The organism is Clostridium transplantifaecale, assembly GCF_900626075.1.
GTDB classification, from domain to species: Bacteria; Bacillota; Clostridia; order Lachnospirales; family Lachnospiraceae; genus Otoolea; species Otoolea transplantifaecalis.
Map to the genome: position 1 here is coordinate 131,730 of NZ_UYZY01000001.1, position 26,275 is coordinate 158,004.

A 26,275-nucleotide genomic window follows, 5' to 3' on the forward strand; every position below is an offset into this window, starting at 1 on the left:
AAGACAAAAAAGATAAAGAGGAATAACAGAGTATGGAAAAGATGTATCAGGACGATGACGAAATAGAGATTGATCTCAGAGAACTTTTTTTTGAACTGAAGAAAAAAATATGGTTTATCATTGCAGGCCTTTTAATTGGCGCGGCTGTGACCGGAGCCTACAGTAAATTTCTGATTACGCCGCAGTATAAGTCGGAAGCAAAACTCTATGTACTTTCAAAAGAGACAACGCTGACATCCCTGGCGGATTTACAGATCGGAAGCCAGCTTACGCAGGACTATAAAGTTCTTGTCGTCAGCAGGCCGGTACTTCAGGGTGTTGTCGACCATATGAAGCTCGATATGACCTACAGGGAACTTGAGAAAAAGATGACGATTGACAACCCGAACAATACACGTATCCTTACGCTGACAATAGAGGACCCGAACCCCTATCTGGCAAAGGCGATCGTTGATGAAATAGCCAACACCGCTTCCGATTATATCGGAGAGATTATGGAAATGGTGCCGCCCAAACTGATTGAAGACGGTGAGGTGGCGACAGTTAAATCAAGCCCGCATGTTCTCAAAAATACCATCATCGGAGGAATTCTGGGACTTTTACTCGTATGCGGCATTATCGTTGTAAGAGTGATATTGAACGATACGGTTAAATCGGAAGAAGACGTCAGCAAATACCTGGAGCTTCCTGTGCTCGCCGTGATTCCGAAAAAGGGAAACGGAAGTGACAAAAAGAAAGGCCAGGGAAAAGAAAAGAAATCCCGCAGCACGGCCAGGAACACCAAGGTGCCGTCTGTTGATAAGGAACACGGCTCCAGCCGAAAAGGCAGTACCGACAAAAAGGAAGGGGGAGAACGCAAATGAACGAAGAAATAGTAATAGAGGATTTAATCAGCCCCGGAGAGAGCGGTATGGGAGAACTGGTTCTGAAAGGATTTGAAGTAAACGATTATCAGTATGAAGAGGCGATGAAAACGCTCAGAACCAATATCCAGTTTTCAGGCAATAACATACATACAATCATGTTCACCAGCTCTGTGCCGAATGAAGGAAAAAGTGAGACCACGTTTCAGCTGGCGGCATCCATGGCCCAGCTTGGTAAAAGGGTACTTCTGATCGATGCCGATATCAGAAAATCGGTGCTGGTTTCCAGGTATCATCTGGAACATCAAGTGGACGGCCTGTCACAGTATCTGAGCGGACAGAGTAAAAAAGAAGAGGTTATTTACAATACAAATATTGAAAACCTGAATATCATTTTTTCCGGTCCGTTTTCACCAAATCCGGCGGAACTTCTCGAAGGGAACCTGTTCGGAGAACTGGTAATGTGGGCAAGAGGATGCTATGACTACATATTGATTGATTCGCCGCCTATGGGAAGCGTTATAGACGGAGCCGTTATTTCGCGTCACTGTGACGGGGCGGTTCTTGTTATCGAGAGCGGGGCTATCAGTTACCGGCTTCTTCAGAAAGTAAAAGGACAGCTGGGAAAGAGCGGCTGCCGAATTCTTGGGGCGGTGCTTAACAAAGTCGATATTAAACAGGGAAGCTATTACTACTATGGCAAGTACGGTAAATATTACGGGTACGGCCATGAAGATTCTAAACAGGGGAAAGACGCCAAAACGGTTTCCGTTTAAAAACAACAAAATTCGGAAGGTTGTTGGCGGCATTATTTAACAGAAGCACCGTGCGGAGGACATGTTTTTTATCGTTCAGGTATGCACGGCAGGAAATTATTGAGATTAGGCTTTAAGGTTATAAGGGAGCAGGGTATGAAATGATTTTAAAAAATAGAGCATTCTACATGGTGTTGGATATAGCGGCAATTATTATTTCCTACATATTGTCGGCGATTATCAGAGAACCTGTGCTGGCCGGAAAGTCCTCGCAGGAACTCTGGTTTGGTGGAATGATGCTCCTGGTAGTTTATGTACTCGTTATTCTTTTTTATGCACCCAAAAGAGGGCTGATGCGGAGGAATAACTGGAACGAATTCCGAATCGTAGTAACCATCAATTTCCAGATGGCTCTGGTGCTGTCGTTACTTCTCTATCTTTGCAGAGTCGGAACAAGATTCCCAAGATCGTTTTATATTGTACTGTTTTTCTTCAATGTAATCTGGATGTATCTGGGAAGGGTATTTCTCAAAAATGCACTGTTTTCATTTTACAGAAACCCTCAAAATAGAAAACGCCTGTTTATCTGTTCCAATAAGGAAAATGCGCTGAAGGTGATGCACAAGTTTGTGACCTCCTCGATGTATGACTATGAGGCGGTTGCCCTGATGCTGGTGGATAACGAGAAGACCGAGGAAAATGAGAGGGTGGTAATCTACCGGATATTGCACCGGGATTCGCGTTCTTATATGGAAGAAAGCAAGGAGAGCCTGGAAGATTTTCTGAGGCATCAGGTAATTGACGAAGCTTTGCTTAGTCTTCCGGAATCGGGCAGGGAAGAAATCGGTAAGTTTGTCAGCAGGCTGGAGACGATGGGGATTAATACCCATGTGACGGTAAACAGCTTTATCCGTGGTAATAAAGAAAAAACAGTAGAAGATTTTGGCGTTTACCATGTACTGACCTACAGCCCGAGGATTTTTGAACCGACAGAAATGTTTTTGAAGCGGGCAATGGATATTGCTGGGGGAATAGTTGGCCTTCTGTTAACCGGTGTTTTGAGTATTGCTGTCATTCCGGCAATTTGTCTGGAATCGCCGGGAGCGCCTATTTTCAAGCAGAGCAGGATAGGCAGAAACGGCCGAAGGTTTTATATCTATAAATTCCGTTCTATGTATAAAGATGCTGAAGAACGGAAAAAAGAGCTGATGGCCCAGAATGAGATGGATGGCCTGATGTTCAAAATGAAAGATGATCCGAGGATAACGAAGGTAGGAAAATTTATCCGAAAGACCAGCATTGACGAATTTCCACAGTTTTACAATGTCCTGAAGGGTGATATGAGCCTGGTTGGGACACGGCCTCCCACAGAGGAAGAGTTTATGCAGTATGAGGAGCGCCATAAGAGAAGACTGAGCCTGAAACCGGGTCTCACCGGTTTGTGGCAAGTGAAGGGCAGAAGCGAGATTACGGATTTTGAGGAAGTCGTCAAACTGGATCTCGAATACATAGATAACTGGACTATCTGGTCGGATATTAAGCTGCTGATTGAGACGGTGTTTGTGGTGCTGTTTCAGAGAGGGGCAACCTGAGAGGCGACTAAAAAGGAAAATGAAAGGATAGGCTCATCTTTCATTTAAAGAGGTTTTCGTTTTAAGAGTCTTTCTTTTAAAACGGATTAAGTAAAAGCAGGAGAGTAACAATGGTTAACAAAACAGAAAAGGATAAGAAACAAAATAAGTTCATGCATAGCAAGCTGTTTATCGCCGTTATTTCCCTGTGTGTATTGATTGCAGCAATCCTGTTTATTAACTTTAGCTATAACCTGTACCTTGATAAGAAAAAAGCAGAGGCAGGCATCTCCGGGGAAATTGGAGGAGATGATTTGGAGGCCGTATTGGGGAAGGCGGGTAACGGGGTTATTGAACTGGATGGAAAGAAGTACCGCAGAAATACTGCGATCAGGGCAATCCTTTGTATCGGTGTTGACACCCAGGGGGAGATGGAATCCTATCAGGCCTCCGGCGTGGCCGGACAGGCGGACGGACTTTTCCTGGTAGCCCAGGATATGGCCAGAGATACGGTCAAAATATTGATGATTCCCAGAGACACAATGACGGAAATTACACTGTTTGACTTGATGGGAAATGAGCTGGGGAAAGATACCCAGCATTTGACGCTGGCATTTGCTTATGGTGACGGTAAAGAAAAAAGCTGTGAGCTGATGAAGGACGCCGTGTCGGATCTCCTGTTCGGGCTGAAAATTGACGGTTATCTGGCCGGCAATACCAGCTCTATCGGCCTTTTGAATGATGAGGTAGGTGGCGTAACAGTCACAATACCGGTGGACGGGCTGGAAAAACGTGATCCGGAACTTGTGAAAGGCAGAGAGATTCTTTTGAATGGGAAGCAGGCGGAGATATTTGTCCGCTACCGCGATATTACGGTGGCCCAGACTGCAATCAGCCGTATGGATCGTCAGAAACAATATATGGAAGCTTATTTAAAAAGGGTGAAGGAAGCAGCATCAAAGGATAATACTCTGATTACCCGTATTGTCAATGATATTGAGGAACATATGGTCACCAACATGGCGAAGGATCAGTATCTGGATATGGGGCTTGCGTTTCTGAACAGCCAGCAGCAGGTAGGCCAGGGAGACTTTCTGACCGTGCCGGGAGAGGCAATCGAGACGGAGCGGTTTGATGAGTTCCATCCGGATCTGGAGGGACTGAAACGGATGGTGGTTGAGCTGTTTTATAAGGAAGTCGGATAACAGCTTTAAACGTTAATCACAACAGTAATTAGCTGCCGAAAGGCCGCTATTTATTGATAAATATTTTTAAGAAAGGAGCAGTGGAAGACATGAAAAAGCGATATGTAGGCCTGCTGATTGCAGCAGCTCTGATGGTTCAGCCTATGACTGCATTTGCAGCAGGCAGCGTAAGTTCAAGGCCGTCAGGCGGAAGCAGCACTCGCAGCGAATCTCTGAAAACAGGAAAACTGGATCAGAGCGCAGCGCCGGTTGTTAACAATGGAGGCGCCGCTGGAAATGGTTCTGTGTCATTTGCCACAGATACAAACGCACTTCGCGATGCTGGTTTATCCTGGGATCTGATTGAGAAAATCAATACGATCAATGCAGGAACTGAGGCTCTGTACCGTACAATCGGAACTACCGATATGGTCGGTTACGCAGCTTTAGCACCAGTACAGACAGCACTGGCTGGAAACAGTACAAGTGTTAATCTGTACGTGCCGAACCTGGTTGAAGGACTGAACGACGTTCAGGTACTTTACTACAATCAGGCAACAAAGGCATGGGAACTGATGGCACCAAGCAGCATCAACTATGCCACAAAAGAAATTTCCGTTAATTTAAGCGGAACAACTCCATTTACGATTGTTTATAAGAAGTAAGGATTTATGTCTTCGGAGTAGATAGGAAAACTTGGAGAGAGTGTCCCTTGTTCCTCTGGGGCGGGAAGTTCTGGAGGGATGGGGGATATGATGTTTATTAAAATAGTAATTTGTGTTTTCATTTGGACTTGGAGAAAAGTAATACTGATTTCTTTGTTATTGTTACTTCAAGGATTTTCTAATACAGTATTTTGATATTAATGAGGTAGAAACGGTGAAATAGAAAGCCACTTGGAATGATAAAATCATAGATTTTTGTATTTGGGATAGATGTGGAGCATGATGATAAAGTTATATATTGTTGAAAAATCTAGTAAAATCAACGATTTTATGAGGATGGGGAGTTCTAATGGAAAATTTATATAGATAACAATAGGAAAGATGAAGGAACATAAAAAGGGTGCGTATAGCTTACAGAACAAAATGGTAAATTCTTCCAGGTGTTGCCGGTTTTGTTGGCTCTAACCTTGCCAGGAGACTCTTTGCTGATATTCCGTCTGTGAAAATTATAGGTATTGACAATATGAATGATTATTATGCTATTCGATTGAAAGAAGCTAGATTGGAAGAATTTTTTTCCGTCCGAATTTTGTATTTGTGAAGGGCTTCTATCGTGGATAAAACTCTTGTAGATAAGATTTTTGCTGCCTATTAGCCAGATGTGGTTGTTAATTTGGCAGCACAGGCAGGTGTTTGTTATTCCATTTCCAATCCGGATACATATGAGGAGTCCAATCTAATCAGTTTTTACAATATTTTGGAAGTCTGCCGTCATTCCTACGATAACGGCGCAAAGAGTGTGGAACATCTGGTTTATGCAAGCTCCTCCAGCGTTTATGGAACAAATAAGAAGGTTCTATATTCTACAGAGGACAAGGTAGACTATCAAGTTTCCCTTTATGCTGCTACGAAAAAATCAAACAAACTGATGGTTTATGTTTATAGTACAGATTTTTAACTACGGAAACTGTAAACATGATTTCACATATGTAGATGACATCGTAGAGGGGTAGTAAGGGTAAGGCAGAAAGCACCTGACCGTGTGACTGGTGAAGACGGACTTCCGCTGCCTCCGTATGGTGCGTATAACATTGGCAACAACCAGCCAAAGAATCGGTTGGATTTTTTGACAATCCTTCAAGAGGAGCTGATTAGAGCAGGAACATTGCCGGAAAATTACGACTTTGAAGTTCACAAGGAATTGGTTCCGATGCAGCCGGGTGATGTACCTGTGACGTACGCAGATATAAGTGATGTCGAGAGGGACTGTGGTTTCAAGCCGAGTACCAGTCTTCGTGAAGGGCTGAGCCGGTTTGCTGAGTGGTACAAAGACTTTTATATGACGTAATTGCCTTGTAGAAATAAAGGCAGATAAAATTACTCGCAAGCAGGGAAAATCCCAATCGTGAGTGTTAAATATCCATAGCGCTGATAAGAAATTCAATGATTGGATATGAGGAGAACATTATGAGGGAATTTAAGAATTTGAAAATTGCGGTTGCCGGTACCGGTTATGTTGGTTTATCCATTGCCACATTGCTTTCCCAGTATCATCAGGTAACAGCAGTTGACATCGTTCCCGAAAAAGTGGAACTGATTAACAACAAAAAGTCTCCAGTTCAGGACGAGTACATAGAGAAGTTTTTGCAGGCTGATAAGAGTGGCGAGAGAAAACTTAATCTGACTGCCACGGCTGACGCAGAGAAAGCCTATAGTACTGCTGATTTCATAATCATAGCTGTTCCTACGAACTACGATAGCCACACGCAGCACTTCGATACGAGTGCTGTGGAAACTGTGATCGAGCTTGTGATGAAGTACAATCCAAACGCTGTAATGGTTATCAAGTCAACCATTCCGGTAGGTTTTACGGAGAGCATAAGGATAAAGACTGGTAGTAAGAATATCATGTTCAGTCCGGAGTTTTTAAGAGAATCCAAGGCACTATATGACAATGTCTACCCTTCAAAAAAAGTTGCGTAAAGCACATTGTTTTATAGCGTCTCAAATGCACACGAAATGAAGGATGAAAATGGGGTTGAAAATTACACTTTCGCCCGATACGAAGGGTGAAAGTAGGTACATAGAGCGTTGAAAATCACAGGTTGCGGTTTCGCCGTGGTTGTTCACTGTACCCTACAAAAACGAGTATTCCTCCTAAAAACGCACCCGAATCGTTCTCGACCAAAAGGGCAAATGGGGAACAAAGTGGGAACAATGTGGAAAAATAAGGGAAAATCGAGTGTTGAGAAGGGCATTTTCGCCCGGTTTGAAGGATAGATGTAGATACATAAAGCGTTGATGGCGCTGTGGATGCCCACAACATGAAGCGTTTTGAAATATGACAGTGCTGTGGATGCCCACAGTGGTGTTTATAAAACTGAGTATTCCTCCGCTGTGGTTCACGCGGTTGTGTTTAACACACCAACTGATTCACACAGTGGGTTTTGATATATAGGCGAGGGACAAGTCATAAAGAGGCAAGTCCCAAGAAAAAATACTGGAGGCTTGAAAAAGCTATGGAAAAGTTAAGCGTGTTAAACAAGTCAAATGGAGAAAAATACAATATCGCAGTGGCGGGGACAGGCTATGTGGGACTTTCCATCGCCGTGCTGCTGTCTCAGCACCATCATGTGATGGCCGTGGACATCATCCCGGAAAAGGTCGAGATGATTAATAATAGGAAGTCTCCCATTCAGGATGAGTACATCGAGAAGTATCTCGCGGAGGACGTAGCCGGTACAAGAAAACTGGATTTGACCGCAACGCTGGACGGAAGAGCCGCATACAGCAATGCGGACTTCGTCGTTATTGCAGCACCGACCAACTATGACAGCAAGAAGAATTTTTTCGACACATCGGCGGTTGAGGCTGTGATCAAGCTGGTCATGGAGCGCAACCCGGATGCCATCATGGTCATCAAGTCCACAATTCCGGTTGGATATACAAGAAGCATTCGAGAAAAAACAGGCAGCCGGAATATTATTTTTAGCCCTGAATTTTTAAGAGAGAGTAAAGCTCTTTGGGATTGTCTGGAACCCTCAAGAATCGTCATGGGCTACGAGGTCGGCGATGAGCGCTTGGAAGAAGCAGCACATATTTTCGCAGGGTTGCTGCAAGAGGGCGCTACTAAAGAAAATATCGATACGCTTTTCATGGGCAGCACAGAGGCCGAGGCGGTCAAGCTGTTCGCCAACACCTATCTGGCACTTCGGGTAAGTTACTTCAACGAACTTGATACATACGCAGAGATGAAGGGGCTTGATACTCAGGCAATCATCAACGGTGTTTGCCTTGACCCTCGAATTGGCACTCACTACAACAACCCAAGTTTTGGCTATGGCGGTTACTGTTTGCCAAAAGATACGAAACAGCTTCTGGCAAACTACCAAGATGTCCCGGAGAACCTCATCGAAGCCATTGTGGAGAGCAACAGGACTCGCAAGGACTTCATCGCAGACCGTGTACTGCAAATGGCGGGCTACTACGGGTACGAGGAAGATAACGAGTGGAATGCGGGGAAGGAAAAGGAAGTGGTTATTGGCGTTTACCGTTTGACCATGAAGAGCAACTCCGATAACTTCCGCCAGAGTTCCATCCAAGGCGTTATGAAGCGTATAAAAGCCAAAGGTGCCAAGGTTGTTATGTATGAACCGACGCTGAAGGACGGAGAGACGTTCTTTGGCTCAGTCGTGGTCAACGATCTGGAGAAGTTCAAGAAAATGTGCGATGCCATCATCGCTAATCGGTACGATAGCTGTTTGGATGGTGTAAAAGAGCGGGTTTATACGAGGGATATTTTTAGACGGGATTGATACAAGAAGGAGTACAAAATGGACTACTTACAAACTTACGAATACTGGAAAGCAGACGAGTTTTTCAACGAAACAACGAGAGACGAGTTATCAAAATTAGACCCTGTGGCGGATGCCAAGGAAATTGAGGACCGCTTCTACCGTGACTTGGAGTTCGGCACGGGCGGCTTGCGGGGCATCATGGGTGCTGGCACAAACCGAATGAACAAATACACAGTCGGCAAAGCAACGAAAGGCTTGGGAGACTATCTCATTGTGACATATGGTGCAGAGGTGTGTCGGGAGCGGGGGGTGGTAATTGGCTACGATACCCGAAACAACAGCAAGTATTTTTCGGAAGTGGCTGCAAATGTTCTCAGCAGCATGGGAATCAAGGTATACCTTCACTCTCACGCCAGACCGACTCCACAGTTGAGCTACTCCGTACCGTTCTGGAGTGCCGTCGCCGGTGTGGTCGTAACGGCGAGCCATAACCCCAAAGAGTACAACGGGTACAAAGTGTATGACGAGTTTGGCTGCCAGTTGGTTCCTTGGCAGGCGAAACAAGTAATATCCTATGTTGATGCAGTAACAGATTATAAGACCATTGATTTTTCTGGTAATCGCACTTTGATCCACATGGGTGATGTGACCGACAACTTTATCTGTGCTGTGTTAAAGCAGAGCAGGAACAGAGATAAAGATTCCAAGGAAAACCTTCATGTGATCTATACGCCCCTTCATGGAACGGGAAATGTGCCCGTAACGAAAGCACTTCTGCTGGATGGCTTTAAAAAGGTAGAACATGTCGATGCACAGGTCTCCCCGGATGGCAGCTTCCCCACAGTGGTGTCACCCAATCCGGAGGATAGGCGTGCGCTGCTGCTGGGCATTGAACAGGCTGAGAAATGTGAAGCCGACATCGTTTTGGGAACCGATCCAGACAGTGACCGTGTTGGCGTTGCCGTGAAAACAGCGGAAGGATATCAGCTGATGACCGGCAACCAGATCGGTGCGCTGCTGATGGATTATGTACTCACCCATACAAACCTGACTGCCATTCATAATCCCGCTGTGGTAAAAACCGTGGTCACTTCTGAGCTGGGTGCTGAGATCGCAAAGAAATATGGATTGACTGTGTTCTCAACCTTGACCGGCTTCAAGTTTATCGGAGAGAAAATCACCCAGTTTGAACAGGCGAAGAAAGCTGGAAATCCAGAACAGGATTACACCTTCGTCCTTGGTTATGAAGAGTCTTATGGCTACCTCGCCGGTACTCACGCGAGAGATAAGGATGCGGTGGTTTCCAGTCTGCTGATCTGTGAGATGGCTGCCGAATACAAGGCAGCAGGCAAGACGCTCTTTGACCGTATGAACGAGCTTTATGACGAGTTTAGTTATTACAAGGATGCCTTGGACAGTTTCACATTAAAAGGAAAGGACGGACTTGAGAAGATTGCAGCCATGATGACCGGGCTGAGAGGCGGAGACGCTCCGTTTGTAGATGCAGAACAGGTGATTGATTACAGTGTAGCGGTAGATGCAGAGCCCGGCTTTGGCAAGCTGCCCACCTCAAATGTTTTGAAATATATTCTGAAGGATGGCTCCTGGATTGCAGTTCGTCCGTCGGGAACAGAACCGAAGATCAAAATTTATTACAGCGTAAAAGGCAGTGACCGTGATGAGGCAGAAAAGAGGCTGATGCAGATTCAGGACACGATTAAGAATAAATTAGGTCTCTAATGACAGGGGGAATTACTTATGAACATCATTTTACTTTCCGGCGGCAGTGGCAAACGCCTGTGGCCGCTTTCCAACGATATCAGAAGCAAGCAGTTCATCAAGCTGTTCAAGGATGAGCAGGGCGAATACGAGTCTATGGTGCAGCGTGTTTACCGGCAGATCACCACAGTTGATCCCGATGCCAAGGTGACCATTGCTACCAGCAAGACGCAGGTATCTGCTATCCATAACCAGCTTGGGGACAAGGTATCCGTATGCGTGGAGCCTTGCCGAAGGGACACTTTCCCCGCTATCGCGCTGGCGGCTGCTTACCTTCATGATGAGTTGGGAGTCGGAGAGGACGAATGTGTTGCGGTATGCCCGGTAGACCCCTATGTAGATTTGAGTTACTACGAAGGCGTGGAGAGGCTGGAAAAGCTGGTAAATCAGGGAACGGCAAACTTGACCCTGATGGGCATCGAGCCGACGGTTCCAAGCAAAAAATATGGATATATTATTCCTGAAAATCCTAATGAGGTAAGTGCTGTAAAGGAGTTCAAGGAAAAGCCGGACAAGGAAACGGCGAAAACCTACATAAGCCAGGGCGCTCTCTGGAATGCCGGTGTGTTCGCTTTCAAGCTGGGCTATCTTGTGCAGAAAGCCCACGAGATGATCGACTTTACCGACTATCGGGATTTGTTCTCCAAATACGATACCTTGACAAAAATATCATTTGACTATGCTGTTGTGGAAAAGGAACCATCCATTCAGGTAATGCGTTACTCCGGCGAATGGAAAGATGTCGGCTCGTGGAATATGATGGCAGAGGTAATGAGTGAAAACACTAAAGGAAAAGCTGTATTAGATGAAAGCTGTGTTAATACACATGTGTTCAACGAGTTGGATATACCGGTTCTCGTTATGGGATGCAAAGATCTTGTGGTTGCAGCAAGTTGTGACGGTATTCTTGTCTCCGATAAAGAGCGCAGCGGGGCGATGAAGCCGTATGTTGAAGCAATCACTGAGGAAGTCAGATATGCAGAGAAGTCTTGGGGAACGTATACAGTCATTGATGCTCAACCCGGTTCAATGACAATTAAAGTTGCATTATCTGCCGGAAGCAGAATGAGGTATCACAGCCATGAGTTGCGAGATGAGGTTTGGACAATTCTCTCGGGCAAAGGAACGACGATTGTGGATGGTATGGAACAAATAGTGCGGCCCGGTGATGTTGTGAGTGTTGCAGCCGGGTGCAAACATACCCTCATTGCAGATACAGATATGAGTATTGTTGAGGTTCAGGTTGGTGATGAGATCAGCCAGAAAGACAAACAGGTATTCGAACTGGACTGAAAGAGCGGGGAATACCCAGATAGAGAATGAACAAGGAATGTAGTGATATATGGAACCAATGCTGTTAAGGCCTGTTGGAAAGGACTACCTCTGGGGCGGTTCTCGATTGAAAAATGAATACTATAAAGACTGTCCACAAAAGCCCCTTGCAGAGACATGGGAGTGTTCCGTCCATCCTGATGGACCAAGTAAAATCGCAAATGGCGGAGAGAAAGGAAAAACATTAGCCGCTGTTCTGCATGAACTTCCAGAGTATCTTGGGACCAAGGCTTCTGGAGAACTTCGAGGCGAATTGCCGATCTTGGTAAAGTTCATTGATGCGGAAAAAGACCTCTCTGTGCAGGTACATCCTTCTGATGAATACGCAAGAGAGCATGAGCACCAGAACGGAAAAACAGAAATGTGGTACGTGCTGGATGCGAAACCCGGAGCGACTCTTGTGTGTGGATTTGCTCATGATGTCACACCGGAGATTTTAAGGACAGCAGTGGAAACAGGAACTTTGGGTAAGCATCTGCAGAAAGTGTCAGTTTGTAGCGGCGATATTTTTTACATACCCGCAGGCACAATACATGCAATTGGTAAGGGAATACTTATAGCAGAAATACAAGAGAGCTCCAATGTGACCTACCGGGTATATGATTACGACCGCGTGGATAAAAATGGACAAAAGCGACCACTTCATTTTGACAAAGCTGTGCAAGTACTCAATATGAAAGCAGGCGCAGATGTCAGGCAGAGACCGCGGAAAGTAGACTATTACTATGGCTGTGCCAGAGAAATACTGTGTCGGAGTAAATATTTCGAGACAGAACGAGTGCGGGTAAATTTGGGATTCAGTTTTACAGTAATGTTCACGTCGTTTCAAGTATTGCTTTGCATTAATGGTGGTGGCGGTATCACATCAGAAGGCAAACACAAACCACTAAGATTCAAGAAGGGAGATTGCATTTTCCTCCCGGCTGGGCTTGGCAGATGCCATGTTTTAGGGAAGTGTGAGATGCTAAAAATACGTTGCTGAAAGCAGAATACAGAATATGGAGTCTGCTGGTGCAAATAAACAAACTTAAAGAGGAGAATGAAAATGAACATTAGTATTTTTGGGCTTGGATATGTTGGTTGTGTTGGCGCGGCATGCTGTGCAAAGCTGGGACACCGTGTGATTGGAAATGATGTGTCCGAAAATAAAGTAAAGTTGATCAATCAGGGACGTCCCACTATTATTGAAGCCGAAATTGATGAGCTTGTGAAAGAGGCACATGACAAGGGGCTTCTTGAGGCAACAATGGACTATCATTACGCAGTTCACAACTCTGAGATTTCCTTTATCGTTGTCGGTACGCCCAGCAGTAAGGAAGGGCATCTGAACCTGAATTATATTTATGGAGTGGCACGTCAGATCGGTGAGGCGATGCGTGACAAGAGCGAATTCCATATTATTGCAATTCGCAGTACAGTTCTTCCCGGTACGAATAAAAAGGTTGGTGAGATTATCGCAGAAGCTTCTGGCAAGGAGCGCGGCAAGGACTTCACAGTGGTTTCTAATCCTGAATTTCTGCGAGAAGGTACTGCTGTAAAGGATTATATGAATCCGCCGCTCACACTGATCGGTACAGACAGCGAGATTGCAGAGGCTAAATTCCGTGAACTGTATAAGGATATTCCTGGCGAATTTATTTCCACGGATATTGAAGTTGCCGAAATCATGAAGTATGTGAACAATACTTATCATAGTCTCAAGATTGTTTTTGCCAATGAGGTCGGCAATATCTGCAAGGCTCTCGGTATTGACAGCCACAAGGTTATGGAAATTTTCTGCAAGGACAAGCAGCTGAATATTTCGCCGTATTACTTCAAGCCCGGTTTCGCTTATGGTGGCTCCTGTCTGCCGAAGGATTCTAAGGCACTTCGTACGTTGGCCCATGATTTGTATGTGGATGTTCCTGTAATCAATGCAATTAACCCATCCAACGAGCAGCAAAAGAAGAATGCAGTTGAAATAATCGAAAGCAAGGGAAAAAGGAAGATTGGTATTTTGGGACTCAGCTTTAAATCAGGAACAGATGATTTGCGCTGCAGTCCAATCGTGGATGTTGCTGAGACATTGCTCGGCAAAGGATATGAAATACATATTTATGATAAGAATGTGCGCGTATCTCAGCTGACTGGAACTAATGCTGACTTCATTGCTGCTAAGATTCCTCATCTGCATGAAATTATCACAGACGATATGGATGAAGTGGCAAATGCGTGCGAGGTTTTGGTTATCACTAATAAGGAAAAAGAGTTTGCTGACATTCCCGAGAGATATCCGCATAAAATGATCGTGGATTTGGTTCGCCAGTTTAGGGAACTCGATTATGAAGGTAACTATGAGGGCATTAGTTGGGGCAATATTAATGTAAACCCGCAGCAGGATGTAGCGATTGAAAGGACAATGGTTAAGACGGAGTTTTAATATAATGATAGAGGAGGTCTTGAGATGGCGGATATGGGCTGGCTTATAAGAAGACTTAAAGCTATGAGTGTGCCTGAAATCCTGTGGCGTCTATCACAGAAAGGAATTCAGAAGCAAGAAGAAAAGTTATATAAGTCAAAGTCGATAGCAGTTACAGAGAGAGTGTTTAACAGTAAGCTGTCTGAACTGAAGCCGTTAAACGATCTCCTTTATTTGAATTTTGATAATTTGTCATTCGTCGTAGAACGTGATATCCACCTGATTGGTGGGTATGAATACCAACAGTATAAAAATAAATGGAGCGCTGGATTTCAGACAGATGCTGATTGGCCAGATACCTTTTCCTATTCGTTGGAGTATAAGCAGAGAGATGACATCGGTGACGCTCGAACGAACTGGGAACTGAATCGCCATTTTCAGTTTGCATTGCTTGCAAAGAACTACTATGCATCTGGGGATAAGACACATCTGAATGAACTAGAAAGTCTGTTTGACGATTGGAATCAGAGGAATGCATTTTTACATGGCATCTCATGGACAAGCGTAATGGAAGTTGCAATTCGGGTCAGCAACTGGTGCTATGCATATTCGTTCCTGACAAGAAGCAAAGATGTTCCGAAAGAATTGTTAAAGCATCTGCGTGTCGGCATTATCAACATGACTGACTATATCGCACTGCATTATTCTAGATACTCATCTGCTAACAATCATCTTATCGTAGAAGCATATGCAATAGGTCAAAGCGGTATTTTCTTCGACTATGAACCGTGGGTTGAACTTGCTGTATCGCTTTTGACAAGGGAGCTTCCTTTGCAGAACTATTGTGATGGTGTAAACAAAGAACTATCGCTCCATTATCAAAGTTTTTATATGGAGGCAATGGGATTAATGCTTCGTCTGCTAAAAAAAAGTGGGCGATCTGTGCCGGCTACATGGGAATCAATGCTCAACAAAATGTGTCACTATGTGCGTGATTGCATGGGCGACTACGGTGAAATGATTGAGTTCGGGGATAATGATGAAGGGAAGATTCTTGATCTTCATGGCGGCGAGGAAAACCATTATCAATATGTTTTAGGGCTTCTAAGCTGTCTGTTGGACACTCGCTACGTTGATTTGGAGGAATGTTCTGAGAATTTGAAGTGGCTGTTCACGGATGAGGAAAGAACAACGGCCAATCGAAAGGGTGAATATAAGCCAAGGGGAAGTGTCACCTATAAAGAAGGAGGAAACTCGATCCTTCGCAGTAAAGACAACAGAGTATTGATCGGTATTGACCATGCTGCTCTTGGATTTGGAAGTATTGCAGCTCACGGACATTCTGACGCCTTAAGCTTTCAGATGTATGTAGATGGAGAGCCAATCTTTATTGACCCTGGAACATATATCTATCACTGCGATATCGAGGCCAGAAACGCATACCGAAAAACGGAAAATCATAATACAGTCTGTATTGGTAACAAGGACCAGTCAGAAATGCTGGGTGCATTCCTTTGGGGAAAGAAAGCAGAGTGCAAGCTAATCAAGTCCGAGCTTGGTGAAGTGGATGTTATTGAAGCTGAACATGATGGATACAGTCCGGATAAGCATAAGAGATCGTTTAGACTTTGTGGTAATACATTTGATATCACAGATAATGTCGAAACGAGAAAAGGATGGAAATCCTCATTCCTGATCAATGCGGAGCTTGTTGAACTAAAAGAAAATTCGATACATTTATCTTGCAATGGTAATGTTGTTATTATGACATGGACATGCGGAAGTGCCAATCTATCAGATGCCTATATATCTGATACATACGGTGAAAGACGTGGAGTAAAGAGATTGGTTTTATCAGGAAAAGAATCTACGAAAACAAACTATAGAATAAAATGGCTGTGATACATTTGGCTAAAAATCTACAGCCAAGGAGTTAAACATGGGAATCGCGTTACTGAAAAGGTTGAATTCAAAAATGCTAACAATATTGAATACACCATAGGAGGAAAATATAAGCTGAATATCAATAATTGGAAAACAACAGGAGAAATCTGAAATGGGTAAGCAACATAAAATCCTTATTATAGTAGAAAATCTGCCGGTACCTTTTGACACCCGTGTGTGGCAGGAGGCTACAACTTTAGTGGCAAATGGTTATATCGTGTCAGTTATCTGCCCGAAGGGAAAGGGCTACATGGCAGAAGAAGAAACGATAGACGGTGTACATATTTTCAGACATAATCTTGCGGAAGAGGGCAACGGTGTAATTGGATACTTAAGAGAGTACTCTGCTGCTTTGAGTGCGGAGGTTCGTCTGGCAAAGAAAATTTACAAGATGATTGGTTTTGATGTAATCCATGGATGTAATCCACCAGACGATATTTACCTCGTTGCGCGACGGTTCAAGAAATATGGCGTGAAGTATGTTTTTGATCATCACGATATCTGTCCAGAGCTGTTTGAAGCGAAATTTGGTATAAATAGCATCACAAAAAAGTTGATGTATCAAAGTCAAGTCTTTATGGAACGTCAAACATATAAACACTGCACTTTTGCTTTTGTGACCAATGAGTCCTATAAGAAAATTGCCATTGAGCGTGGAAAGATGGACCCAAAGAAGGTGATTGTCCTGCGCAGTGGTCCAAAGCTGGAACGCATGAAAATACAACCACCGGTGGAGAACATCAAACGCGGGAAAAAGTATATGGTCGGATATCTTGGTGTTATCGGCCAGCAGGAGGGTATCGAATATATCCTGCAAGCTGCTAAATATTGCAGGGAAACGCTGAAGCGTGATGACATCTTCTGGGGTATCGTTGGTGGCGGTCCGCATGTGACCGCACTGAAAGAAATGTGTTCAAAGATGGGTCTGGATGAATGTGTGGAATTCACAGGGCGTGTTTCGGATCAGAAATTGCTGGACTACTTGAATACAGCGGATGTATGCGTCAACTCAGACACTTACAATAGTATGAATGACAAATCCACAATGAACAAAATCCTTGAGTACATGGCACTGGCGAAACCCATCGTTCAGTTCGAACTGACAGAGGGGCATTATTCGGCGCAGGAAGCATCCCTATATGCAGAGCAGAATAACGCGAAAGATATGGCTGATAAGATTGTCTATCTGTTGGAAAACCCAGAAATGAGAAAAAAGATGGGTGAATACGGCAGGAATCGCGTTGTACATGAACTGAGCTGGGAACATACCAGCAAGGCTCTACTGGAAGGATACGAAAAATTCTTTAAGGGGAAATTTAATTGAGTTGAGAGGGAACTTGATGAAAAAAGTATTGTTGATTTCGAACCATGTTTTTCATTATAGACAGAAAGTTTACAATTATTTCTTCGATGCTTTTCAAAAAGATGGTTTTGAATTTCATGTGCTAAGCGATTCTTATCAAAAGGTTGATTGGGAGAACAAATTCATACAGCATACAGAACCGTTTTCTGTGCAGGGTTATTGCAAGCAAATCAAGGCTATGAAACCTGATGTGGTAATAGTTTTCCTTCATTTGAAAGATAAGATAATGTTACCGATTATTTATTATTGCAAGTTGCATCATATTCCGATTATTTATTGGAATCATGGCATTAATCTTGAAACGCCCGATGATAAGACAAAGAATGCGATTTTTCATTTCATTCACGATCGTTGTGATGCACTGATTACATATACGCCGGAAATGCGGCAGTATTTCACAGACAAGAATCAGAAAAAGTTGTTTGTAGCTTATAACACAATTAACCTGTCAGGTATAGATAAAGGCGCTCTGCCGAGCGAAGGGGAAACGAAAAGTAAGTATGGAATTAAGGAAAAACGTGTCATTCTTTACATTTCACGATTGATGCCATATAAGAGACCTGACTTGGTAATTGAGGCTTTTGGTGGCGAAAAGGATATTGCTGTTGTAATTGTTGGACCAGGAATGTCTGATGAGCTACAAAAGAGGGTAGATGCATTTGACAACGTATATTATCTTGGCGAGAAATACGGAGATGAAGTAGACGCAATTTATAAGATGGGTGATGTATTTAGCACACCCGGTCATATCGGTCTAGCCGTGAATCAGGCGTTGTTCTGGGGGATTCCCATAGTTTTGCTTAAAGGACGACATGCACCTGAAATCTATTATATGAAAGATGGGAAGACAGGCTATCTTGTAGATAATGAGGAAGAGTATAAGGACAAAGTATTGACGCTTCTGCGCGATGACCAGTTATTGGAACAGATGTCGAAAGTATGTCTGGACGTTTACGATAATGAGGTAAACATAGATAGAATGTACGATGGCTTTATAGAAGCAATCAGGTATTGTAAAAAATAAAGGGCTGGATTCGGTACTTCTCAGAAAGAGAACTGTGACGGCTAAATAGTATGAATGAGGAAAAAATATGGGCATTGCATTATTAAAGAAACTGAATACAAAAATGCCGGATGGATTGAAAACAGCATTAGGTCCGTTGATTAGAGGAAAGCTGATTTATAACAGTACGTTCCGTCACCAGTATTCGGCACTGGTTAAAGCGGACACCTATAGTTATGAGGAACAGGGGAATAAGCAGCTGGCTGCATTGAAAGAAACGCTGGTTCACGCTTATGAGCATACCGCTTTCTACTGTAGTGCATTTGATAAAGCAGGATTTAATCCGCATAAATTTTCTTCTTTTGAGGAGATGAAGCATATTCCGGTAATTACAAAAGCTGATGTGATTGCAAATTATGACGCAATGCAGGCTGATGATATAAATGATTTTTACCATGCCACGACAGGAGGAAGTACAGGAGTACCCTTGAAGGTTTCTTTGGAGCGGGAATCCATCTACCGGGAACGGGCTTTCATATATCATTACTGGAGTAAAGCGGGTTATGATTACAGAACATCAAAACTTGCAACTTTTCGTGGAACGGATTTCAATGGGAAGCTCTTTAAGGCAAATCCTCTCTATAACGAAATTCAGTTTAATCCCTGCCGAATCAATGCGGGAACGATACAGCTCTATTACGATAAGATTATGAGCTTTGGAGCAGACTTTCTGCACGGCTTTCCGGGAGCTATTTATAGTTTCTGCAAATTTGCAAACCGGGTCGGATTAGAGATAAAGGACAAGTTTAAGGGAGCGTTCTTTATCTCCGAAAATGTATATGATTTCCAGAGAGAATACATTGAGCAGTCTTTGGGATGCAAGACATATGCATTCTATGGTCATACAGAAAGAGCAGTATTTGCCGAATTTAATGGGGGGGGGTACTCTTTCAATAAGGCATATGGCTATGTTGAGCTAAGCGAGCAGTCCGAAGGATTTATCATCTGCACAGGATTTATAAATCATAAGATGCCGTTGATTCGCTACCAGGTCGATGATTATGCAGAAAGATATTTTGACAGATATAAGATTGAAGGACATCGTGAAGGCGGTCTGATCGGGAAAAATGGCGAAAATATTTCTTCTGCGATGCTTGAAGTTCACAGCCCTGTACTTGAGCGCATGGCTAAGTATCAGTTCATCCAAAAAGAACAGGGCAAGGTAACGGTACTGACCGTTCCCGTAGATAAGTTTACTGAGCAGGAAGTGGAAGAAATCCGCATGGTATATCAGAATAAATTCGGTGAAGGCATAGATGTTGAGGTGAAACCGGTGAAGGATGTTCAATATACCTCAAGAGGGAAGTATAAGCTGATTGTGCGAGAGTAGCATACGAAGTACGATTGCGTGAAGAAGGGATTATTAACATGGAAGTTCAGAAAGCGATGCAAACTTATCGAAAATCCAACAACAATTTTATAAAAGGCATTTGCCGAAAATGGGCAAAACTGTGGGGCTGCTGCATCGGTAGCAAAGTTCAAATTGGGGAAGGCGTTCGCTTTATTCATAACGCAGTCGGAACAGTCATATACACAGACACTGAATTACAAGATAATGTTTGGATTTATCAAAACGTAACAATAGGTAAAGCTGATGTTTGGCACAATAACGATATTAAGGTTGTTATCCATAAAGGTGCTTGCCTGTGTGCCGGAGCCAAAATATTATGTCCTTCAAATGAGACACTGGAAATTGGTGAGAATTCAGTAATTGCTGCGAATGCGGTCGTGCTACACTCTGTTCCTCCAGATGAAATCTGGGGGGGGGGTACCTGCTCGTAAGTTAAAAAACCGGGAGGATTAATCTGTGGATGCTTATAAATTATACAAAGCTGAAAGAAAGTTGTATCTGCATCACATACCGTTCTTGCCGAAGATTATCAAGGGGCTGATCTATGTGATACATAACTGTTCTATTCCTTATGAAGCTCAAATTGGCCAGAGCTGCAAGTTCCTCTATGGCGGAATAGGGTGTGTAATCAGCAAGAAAACAGTGATTGGCGACCATGTCATAATCGGGACGAATGTTCTGACAGGGGGGCGATCAAATAAAGAAGGACATCCTGTTATTGGAAATAATGTGTATATAGCTACTGGCGCCAAGGTTTTAGGCGACATTCATATTGCTGATAATGTCATTATTGGAGCAAATGCTGTTGTTATACACGATGTTCCAAGTAACTGTTCTGTTGGTGGAGTTCCGGCAAGGATATTAAAGGAGAATATTGATGTGACAGAGTTTTGCAGCCTGGGTAAATATTAATGGATGATTTGAGGTAAAGAGATGATTTATTTTGTTATTCCTTTGATGAGTAAAAAGGTCGCTAAGGACTGGAACATGGTGTCTACGCTTTTCAATCGTACACTGTGGAGTTGCTATAATCAGACAGATCCGGATTTCAGGATTATTGTAGCTTGCCACGAGATACCTGAATTAACTAAAAAATATGATGATCGCGTAGAATTCATCCAGGTAAGCGAGAAAGATGCACCGATACCCAGAGATCAACACGAAAAGATGGTCGATAAGGGATACAAGACACATACACTGGCGATGCGAGTTCGTGAACTTGGCGGCGGTTATGCAATGATGGTGGATGGTGATGATCTTGTAAGCTGCCATTTTGCTGAATTTGTGAAAAAACATCCAGGTGAAAGCGGGTTCTATGTCAAGACTGGATATGTGTACTTTGTAGGAGACGATTATATGAAAGTTCTGCCGAAGTTCTCAAGCGGGTCTGCCTGCATTGTGAATTATGCAGTGGACGATCTCCCGGATTCCTATCCAGAGGTGATGCGAGAAAATTGCGATGATGAATGGTGTATTATGCGTAAGCGTCATGGCGGCGTTGTCCCTGCATGTGAAGGACTGGGAAGACCATTGAAGCCGTTGCCGTTTAAAGGCGCCGTGTACGTTCTTGGCAGTGGTGAGAACCATTCATTGTATGGAAAAACAACGAAATATCAGACAAGGCTTCGGGAGTTGCGTGAGCTATTTGAGTTCAAACACAAGATAAAAGGAAAACTTAAAAGGGAATTTTCAATTGACTGGCTATAAGGAGATACTGGAGTGATCGAATTTTTTTATAAACTTAAATTTAGAGTTGGCTGTAGTAAGCCCTGCTCTCTCTGGAACCACATAATGGCGGCTCTTTTTAACAAGGTATATCCCATTTATTGTAAAAGGACTAAGCCGGAGTATGGACTGAACAAGACCGAGAGAAAGGAAAAAATCGTTATCTCGATGACTTCTTTTCCTGCGAGATTGAATGTCGTGCATTATGCAGTAAGGGCTCTGCTGCAGCAGAGCTATAAGCCTGACAGGATTATTTTGTGGCTTACCGAAGAAGAGTGTCATGATATTACCATTCCAAAAGAGCTTGAGGATTTAAAGCAATATGGATTGGAAATCAAATACGCTCCTGCTAATCTTCGACCCCATAATAAACTGTACTTTACTCTCAAGGAGTGTCCAGATTGTGTTGTAATCAGTGTTGATGATGATAATGTTTATAGCACAAAACTTGTCGAGGGGCTTTTCAAGGCACATCAGGTTCATCCGGAAGCTGTGTGCTGTAATATGTCGCATGAAATACTACTAAAGAATGGAAAACCCGATCTTTATGATAATTGGTACGGTGGTGCAGATGGGCGAGATGGATTGTCCAATTACTATGTGGCATTAGGCGTGGGCGGCGTTTTATATCCGCCGAATTGTTTTGATGACGAATATTTTGATCAAAAGCTTATCCGGGAACTTGCCCTTTCTGCTGATGATCTGTGGCTTAAAATTACAGAGATACGGCTTGGCATTCCTGTGTTTAAAATCAGTAAGGATTCAAAGATACCATATGTAATAGGAGGTACTCAGAAGGTTACTCTAGGCAAAGAAAATAATGGAATGAAGAAAAATGATATTAATATGAAGAAACTTTGTGAGCATTATTCCATTGACTGGGAGAATTTGTAATAATGGAGATAGAGTGGTCTTTTACGAGTTGGAGTTGCAATATGAATGAGGTTATAGTTAATGTGGCTCTGGTAACTTACAATCGCTGGAATTGCCTTAGCAAGTTACTGGATGCGCTAGAAAAACAAACGAAAAAAATAAATAGCATCATAATTGTAGACAACCATAGTTCCGATGGAACAATGAATAATCTCCACGAACGCGGTGCCGTGGACATTGTAGGCGATGACGAGACGTCTGTCAAGGAATGTAAGGGGATAAGGTACATTTATTATTATAACAAAGAAAACGAAGGCGGTTCCGGTGGGTTTTACAAGGCAATCGATATAGCAACAGGATGGGAATGCGATTACCTGTGGATTATGGATGACGACGTTTTACCGGAAACTGATTGTCTAGAAAAACTTCTGGGTAGTATGAAGCCAGAGATACAGGCTGTTATTCCCAATAGAACGGATAAAAACTTTGATGACCGTGTTTGCACCAAATTGGACATGAAGAGCACGTTAAAGTTCAGCGTAATGAAGAGAAAGACGTTTGAACCGCATCCTTTAAGGAACAGCCTTTATATTGTTGAGGATATTCCATTTGAAGGTCCACTGGTCTCTTTTGAGATTGTAAAAAAGGTGGGGCTGCCACACAAGGATTTCTTTATATTGTGTGATGACACAGATTACGCAATTAGAATAAGGAAGCATACTCGGATAGGATTTGTTACCGACGCAACTTTACATCGTCAGCTTGCGAAAAAAGGCGGAACGGGGAATAAAGTTTTCACATGGAGAGATTATTATGCCATACGCAATAATATTTTGCTGGAAAGAATGTATGGCGAGTCTTTTGGAGCAAAGTACATTAGCCCAATTATAGGGTATTGCTGGTGGCTGCTTTTGTCGATATATAAAAGACGGTTTAAGAATTTACGCATCCTGAATATGGCCTACAAAGATGGCTTGAAGGGGATTTCAGGGAAAGTCGTTAACCCGGGAGATTTTAAATGATTCGTATTATTACAATATGCATATGTATATATGCTATTATCAAAGTTTCGTGCAAGACCTTGGCCTATCTAATTTCAATGGCATGGTTTACTCGTGAAAGCAAACGTCCTGTAAAGGAGACAGTCAGGGTTCCTAACCAAAACACCAAAATGATGCGGGGGGGGGGCAAATCCTGGAAGCAGGCTGCTGGTCGCATTGTGAGTGGCGTTAATAAATATGTAGCCGCTGATATTGGAAGGATTCCATCTCATTTGGTGCGAATGGGACTGTATAAAACTGTTTTGAAAGTTGGCATCGAAAAGGATGTTGTTATTTATAAAGGAACGTTTTTCAGAGATGGTTATAAGTGTCATATTGGCGCAGGAACTATTATCGGTGACGATAATATGATTGACAGCAGAGGGACAGTCAGGATTGGTAAAAACTGCAATTTCTCTACTGGCGTAAGAATATGGACTGCTCAACATGATCTTCAAAGTGAGGATTTTAGAATGATATCTGATTCGGTGTCCATAGGAGATCGTTGCTGGATAAGTGGTAATGTTACAATTTTACCCGGAGTAACGGTTGAGGATGGCTGTGTAATTGCCAGCGGTGCTGTTGTAACTAAAGATTGCACTGCCTTTGGAGTTTATGCGGGTGTTCCGGCTAGGCGAATCGGAGAGCGCAGCAAGAAACTTAGTTATGAATTTAAGGGAACACATAACTGGTTTTTATAGTTTAATCAATAGAGGTGTTGTTCAATGAGCATTAGAAAAAGAGAAATACCAATAATTATTTTGGTTTTATGGCTGATGGTTTGGAATTTTGGAATAACAGAAATTGCCAATTACTACTCGGTAAATATTGTTGCATGGATCGTGAGAATATTAGCGATTATCTATATGTTCAATGAATTCTCAGATAAGACAAAGGTGAAGAGGATAAATTTTCTCGCAGGAATTATTATTGTTGCGTTCCTTCTATATTACTGTATACGAACACAGAACACCAGATATTTCGATACAATATTTTTTCTCTATGCTTTAAGAAAAATCAATTATAAGTACATTATAAACGTGGTTTTCAAAACCCAATTTTTTATAGTTGTTTTTACAGTTTTCCTAAGCTTTATTAATATTATACCTAATGAAGCAGTATTCAATGCGGGAAGACAAAGATATAATCTTGGATATATCTATTGTTCATATGCTGCGAATATGTTCTTCTTTACGGTAGCGCATTATTTTGCTGGAAGGAAAAGGACAGACAAGTTTAATTGGTGGCTAGTTGCAGTCTTTTTGGGAATCAATCAAATTATTTTCTATTATTCAGATACGAAAGCAAGCTATTGGGGTACTCTGTTGCTGATTTTATTTGAGATTATTGCATCAAGGTTTCCGATTTCAACTAAACGACATAGGATAGGAGAACTAATGTCCGCATGTATTTTCCCGGGCTTTGCGCTCCTTTCGGTGATAGCAGGGCTTGTTTACAATCCTAATAATGCAGTATTTAGTCTTTTGAACACGATTTCTTCTGGCCGTATTTACATGGTTTATCTGGGGCTACAAAGATATGGAATTAAACTGTTGGGATCAGATTTAACGTGGTCAACAGATCATACATCTGAGTATTTATATGTTGATTCCTCTTATGTGAATATTCTATTAACTTTGGGCTTGATATTCCTTGTCCTTATATGCCTTGGTTTTGCTCGCGTTGCTGTAAAATCAGTTAGAAATAAGGATTTATATTTGACTATAGCTTTATTATTTGTTGCGATTCATTGCTTTACTGATCCACAGCTGTTGGATTTACGATATAATGGATTTATTTTGCTTTGTGTTAATGCAATGGTGTATGGAGAAGCTTTTAATGAAGCTTTTAATGAAGCTTTACAAAATGATATGGACTCTGGAGGAAATGCATATGAATTTAAGCACAACATTGAAGATTATCGCAGGACTACCTAAATCTGTATTTCTGAACGCACGTTATCTGGGATTGACGGGAATTATAAAACTGCCGATTTTCGTTTCATGGAGAACCCAATTTATAAAATTAAGCGGGCGTATAACTTTCTCAGCACCGCTTTCGATTGGAATGGTGAGAATAGGTATCGGCGGATCGGGTACAGCGTCCCGAACACCTTCAAAGCTAGAACTAAATGGAAATATAAATTTTGGAAAAGGTGTAATTTTAGGGGGGGGGGGTACTCTTGTTACGGTTAATTCCTCTAGCCACTTAACGATAGGAAATGATGTACAAATAACCGGTGACACTAAAATCTTATGTGCTGATGAAATTAAAATCGGAGATGACAGTGTTATCTCTTGGGATTGTCAAATCATGGATACGGATTTTCATTCTATAAAAGTTTGTGGTCAAGTGATGAATAAAAATAAACCGATTATAATTGGAAAGCATTGCTGGATTGGAAGCAGATGTTGTATTACGAAAGGGACAGTGATACCTGATGGTTGCATTATTGCTTCTGATAGTACAATAACAAAAAGCATTAATCAGCCAAATGCCGTGTATACAGGTATGCCGCTACGTATGTTACAGGAAGGAGTAGACTGGGAGAGGTAGATTATCCCGGTTGGAT

The 26,275-nt window shown here is 42.7% G+C and carries 22 protein-coding genes and 2 pseudogenes; all 24 read left to right on the forward strand.

Annotated features, from left to right (window positions below):
* Positions 1-32 precede the first annotated feature (32 nt).
* The 24 genes and pseudogenes from EJL91_RS00590 to EJL91_RS00700 all read left to right on the forward strand — a co-directional run bounded on the left by EJL91_RS00590 (position 33) and on the right by EJL91_RS00700 (position 26,259).
* Positions 33-863, forward strand: a complete 831-nt coding sequence (locus tag EJL91_RS00590) for a YveK family protein (RefSeq protein ID WP_125140032.1) — start codon at positions 33-35, stop codon at positions 861-863.
* Positions 860-1,639 carry a polysaccharide biosynthesis tyrosine autokinase gene (locus EJL91_RS00595; protein ID WP_125140033.1) on the forward strand — a complete coding sequence of 260 codons (780 nt, stop codon included), beginning with the start codon at positions 860-862 and terminating at the stop codon, positions 1,637-1,639. Before EJL91_RS00590 ends, EJL91_RS00595 begins: the two co-directional genes overlap by 4 nt.
* Positions 1,640-1,779: 140 nt before the next feature.
* The gene (locus tag EJL91_RS00600) at positions 1,780-3,210 is read left to right on the forward strand and encodes a sugar transferase (protein ID WP_125140034.1); all 1,431 of its coding nucleotides are present in this window, start codon (positions 1,780-1,782) and stop codon (positions 3,208-3,210) included.
* Between the two features lie 110 nt (positions 3,211-3,320).
* Positions 3,321-4,394, forward strand: a complete 1,074-nt coding sequence (locus EJL91_RS00605; RefSeq protein WP_125140035.1) for an LCP family protein — start codon at positions 3,321-3,323, stop codon at positions 4,392-4,394.
* Between the two features lie 89 nt (positions 4,395-4,483).
* On the forward strand, positions 4,484-5,038 hold the full coding sequence (locus EJL91_RS00610; protein ID WP_206429438.1) for a hypothetical protein: 555 nt from the start codon (positions 4,484-4,486) through the stop codon (positions 5,036-5,038).
* 430 nt (positions 5,039-5,468) lie between these two features.
* Positions 5,469-6,386: pseudogene (locus EJL91_RS00615) on the forward strand (GDP-mannose 4,6-dehydratase).
* Positions 6,387-6,523: 137 nt separating this feature from the next.
* Positions 6,524-7,009, forward strand: a pseudogene (locus EJL91_RS00620) (3-hydroxyacyl-CoA dehydrogenase NAD-binding domain-containing protein); the annotation flags it as partial.
* A gap of 548 nt (positions 7,010-7,557) precedes the next feature.
* Complete coding sequence (locus tag EJL91_RS00625) at positions 7,558-8,853, forward strand: nucleotide sugar dehydrogenase (RefSeq protein ID WP_125140037.1); 1,296 nt, start codon at positions 7,558-7,560, stop codon at positions 8,851-8,853.
* Between the two features lie 18 nt (positions 8,854-8,871).
* Positions 8,872-10,575 (forward strand): phospho-sugar mutase, encoded by a 1,704-nt coding sequence (locus EJL91_RS00630; protein WP_125140038.1) that lies wholly within the window; start codon positions 8,872-8,874, stop codon positions 10,573-10,575.
* Positions 10,576-10,593: 18 nt separating this feature from the next.
* Positions 10,594-11,907 carry a sugar phosphate nucleotidyltransferase gene (locus tag EJL91_RS00635; RefSeq protein WP_125140039.1) on the forward strand — a complete coding sequence of 438 codons (1,314 nt, stop codon included), beginning with the start codon at positions 10,594-10,596 and terminating at the stop codon, positions 11,905-11,907.
* A gap of 49 nt (positions 11,908-11,956) precedes the next feature.
* Complete coding sequence (locus tag EJL91_RS00640; RefSeq protein ID WP_125140040.1) at positions 11,957-12,928, forward strand: type I phosphomannose isomerase catalytic subunit; 972 nt, start codon at positions 11,957-11,959, stop codon at positions 12,926-12,928.
* Between the two features lie 63 nt (positions 12,929-12,991).
* Entirely contained in the window at positions 12,992-14,365 is a 1,374-nt protein-coding gene (locus EJL91_RS00645; protein ID WP_125140041.1) for a nucleotide sugar dehydrogenase, read from the forward strand.
* A 24-nt stretch (positions 14,366-14,389) separates the two neighbouring features.
* On the forward strand, positions 14,390-16,246 hold the full coding sequence (locus EJL91_RS00650) for a heparinase II/III family protein (protein WP_125140042.1): 1,857 nt from the start codon (positions 14,390-14,392) through the stop codon (positions 16,244-16,246).
* Between the two features lie 154 nt (positions 16,247-16,400).
* Complete coding sequence (locus EJL91_RS00655; protein ID WP_125140043.1) at positions 16,401-17,612, forward strand: glycosyltransferase family 4 protein; 1,212 nt, start codon at positions 16,401-16,403, stop codon at positions 17,610-17,612.
* A 16-nt stretch (positions 17,613-17,628) separates the two neighbouring features.
* The gene (locus EJL91_RS00660) at positions 17,629-18,675 is read left to right on the forward strand and encodes a glycosyltransferase family 4 protein (RefSeq protein WP_125140044.1); all 1,047 of its coding nucleotides are present in this window, start codon (positions 17,629-17,631) and stop codon (positions 18,673-18,675) included.
* 67 nt (positions 18,676-18,742) lie between these two features.
* Positions 18,743-20,044, forward strand: coding sequence for a phenylacetate--CoA ligase family protein (locus EJL91_RS00665; protein ID WP_125140045.1), 1,302 nt, complete (start codon positions 18,743-18,745; stop codon positions 20,042-20,044).
* A gap of 38 nt (positions 20,045-20,082) precedes the next feature.
* Positions 20,083-20,496, forward strand: coding sequence for an LbetaH domain-containing protein (locus EJL91_RS00670; protein ID WP_125140046.1), 414 nt, complete (start codon positions 20,083-20,085; stop codon positions 20,494-20,496).
* Positions 20,497-20,521: 25 nt separating this feature from the next.
* A complete protein-coding gene (locus EJL91_RS00675) occupies positions 20,522-20,977 on the forward strand; it encodes a serine O-acetyltransferase (protein WP_125140047.1) in 456 nt (151 codons plus the stop codon).
* 21 nt (positions 20,978-20,998) lie between these two features.
* On the forward strand, positions 20,999-21,772 hold the full coding sequence (locus EJL91_RS00680) for a glycosyltransferase family protein (protein WP_125140048.1): 774 nt from the start codon (positions 20,999-21,001) through the stop codon (positions 21,770-21,772).
* Positions 21,773-21,784: 12 nt separating this feature from the next.
* On the forward strand, positions 21,785-22,684 hold the full coding sequence (locus EJL91_RS00685; protein ID WP_125140049.1) for a hypothetical protein: 900 nt from the start codon (positions 21,785-21,787) through the stop codon (positions 22,682-22,684).
* A gap of 41 nt (positions 22,685-22,725) precedes the next feature.
* Entirely contained in the window at positions 22,726-23,685 is a 960-nt protein-coding gene (locus EJL91_RS00690) for a glycosyltransferase (RefSeq protein WP_164516719.1), read from the forward strand.
* A complete protein-coding gene (locus EJL91_RS24745; RefSeq protein ID WP_206429439.1) occupies positions 23,682-24,404 on the forward strand; it encodes an acyltransferase in 723 nt (240 codons plus the stop codon). The genes EJL91_RS00690 and EJL91_RS24745 overlap by 4 nt, the downstream gene beginning before the upstream one ends.
* A gap of 24 nt (positions 24,405-24,428) precedes the next feature.
* Positions 24,429-25,640 carry a hypothetical protein gene (locus EJL91_RS24450; RefSeq protein WP_164516720.1) on the forward strand — a complete coding sequence of 404 codons (1,212 nt, stop codon included), beginning with the start codon at positions 24,429-24,431 and terminating at the stop codon, positions 25,638-25,640.
* On the forward strand, positions 25,597-26,259 hold the full coding sequence (locus tag EJL91_RS00700) for an acyltransferase (RefSeq protein ID WP_164516721.1): 663 nt from the start codon (positions 25,597-25,599) through the stop codon (positions 26,257-26,259). Before EJL91_RS24450 ends, EJL91_RS00700 begins: the two co-directional genes overlap by 44 nt.
* The last annotated feature ends 16 nt before the right edge of the window (positions 26,260-26,275 follow it).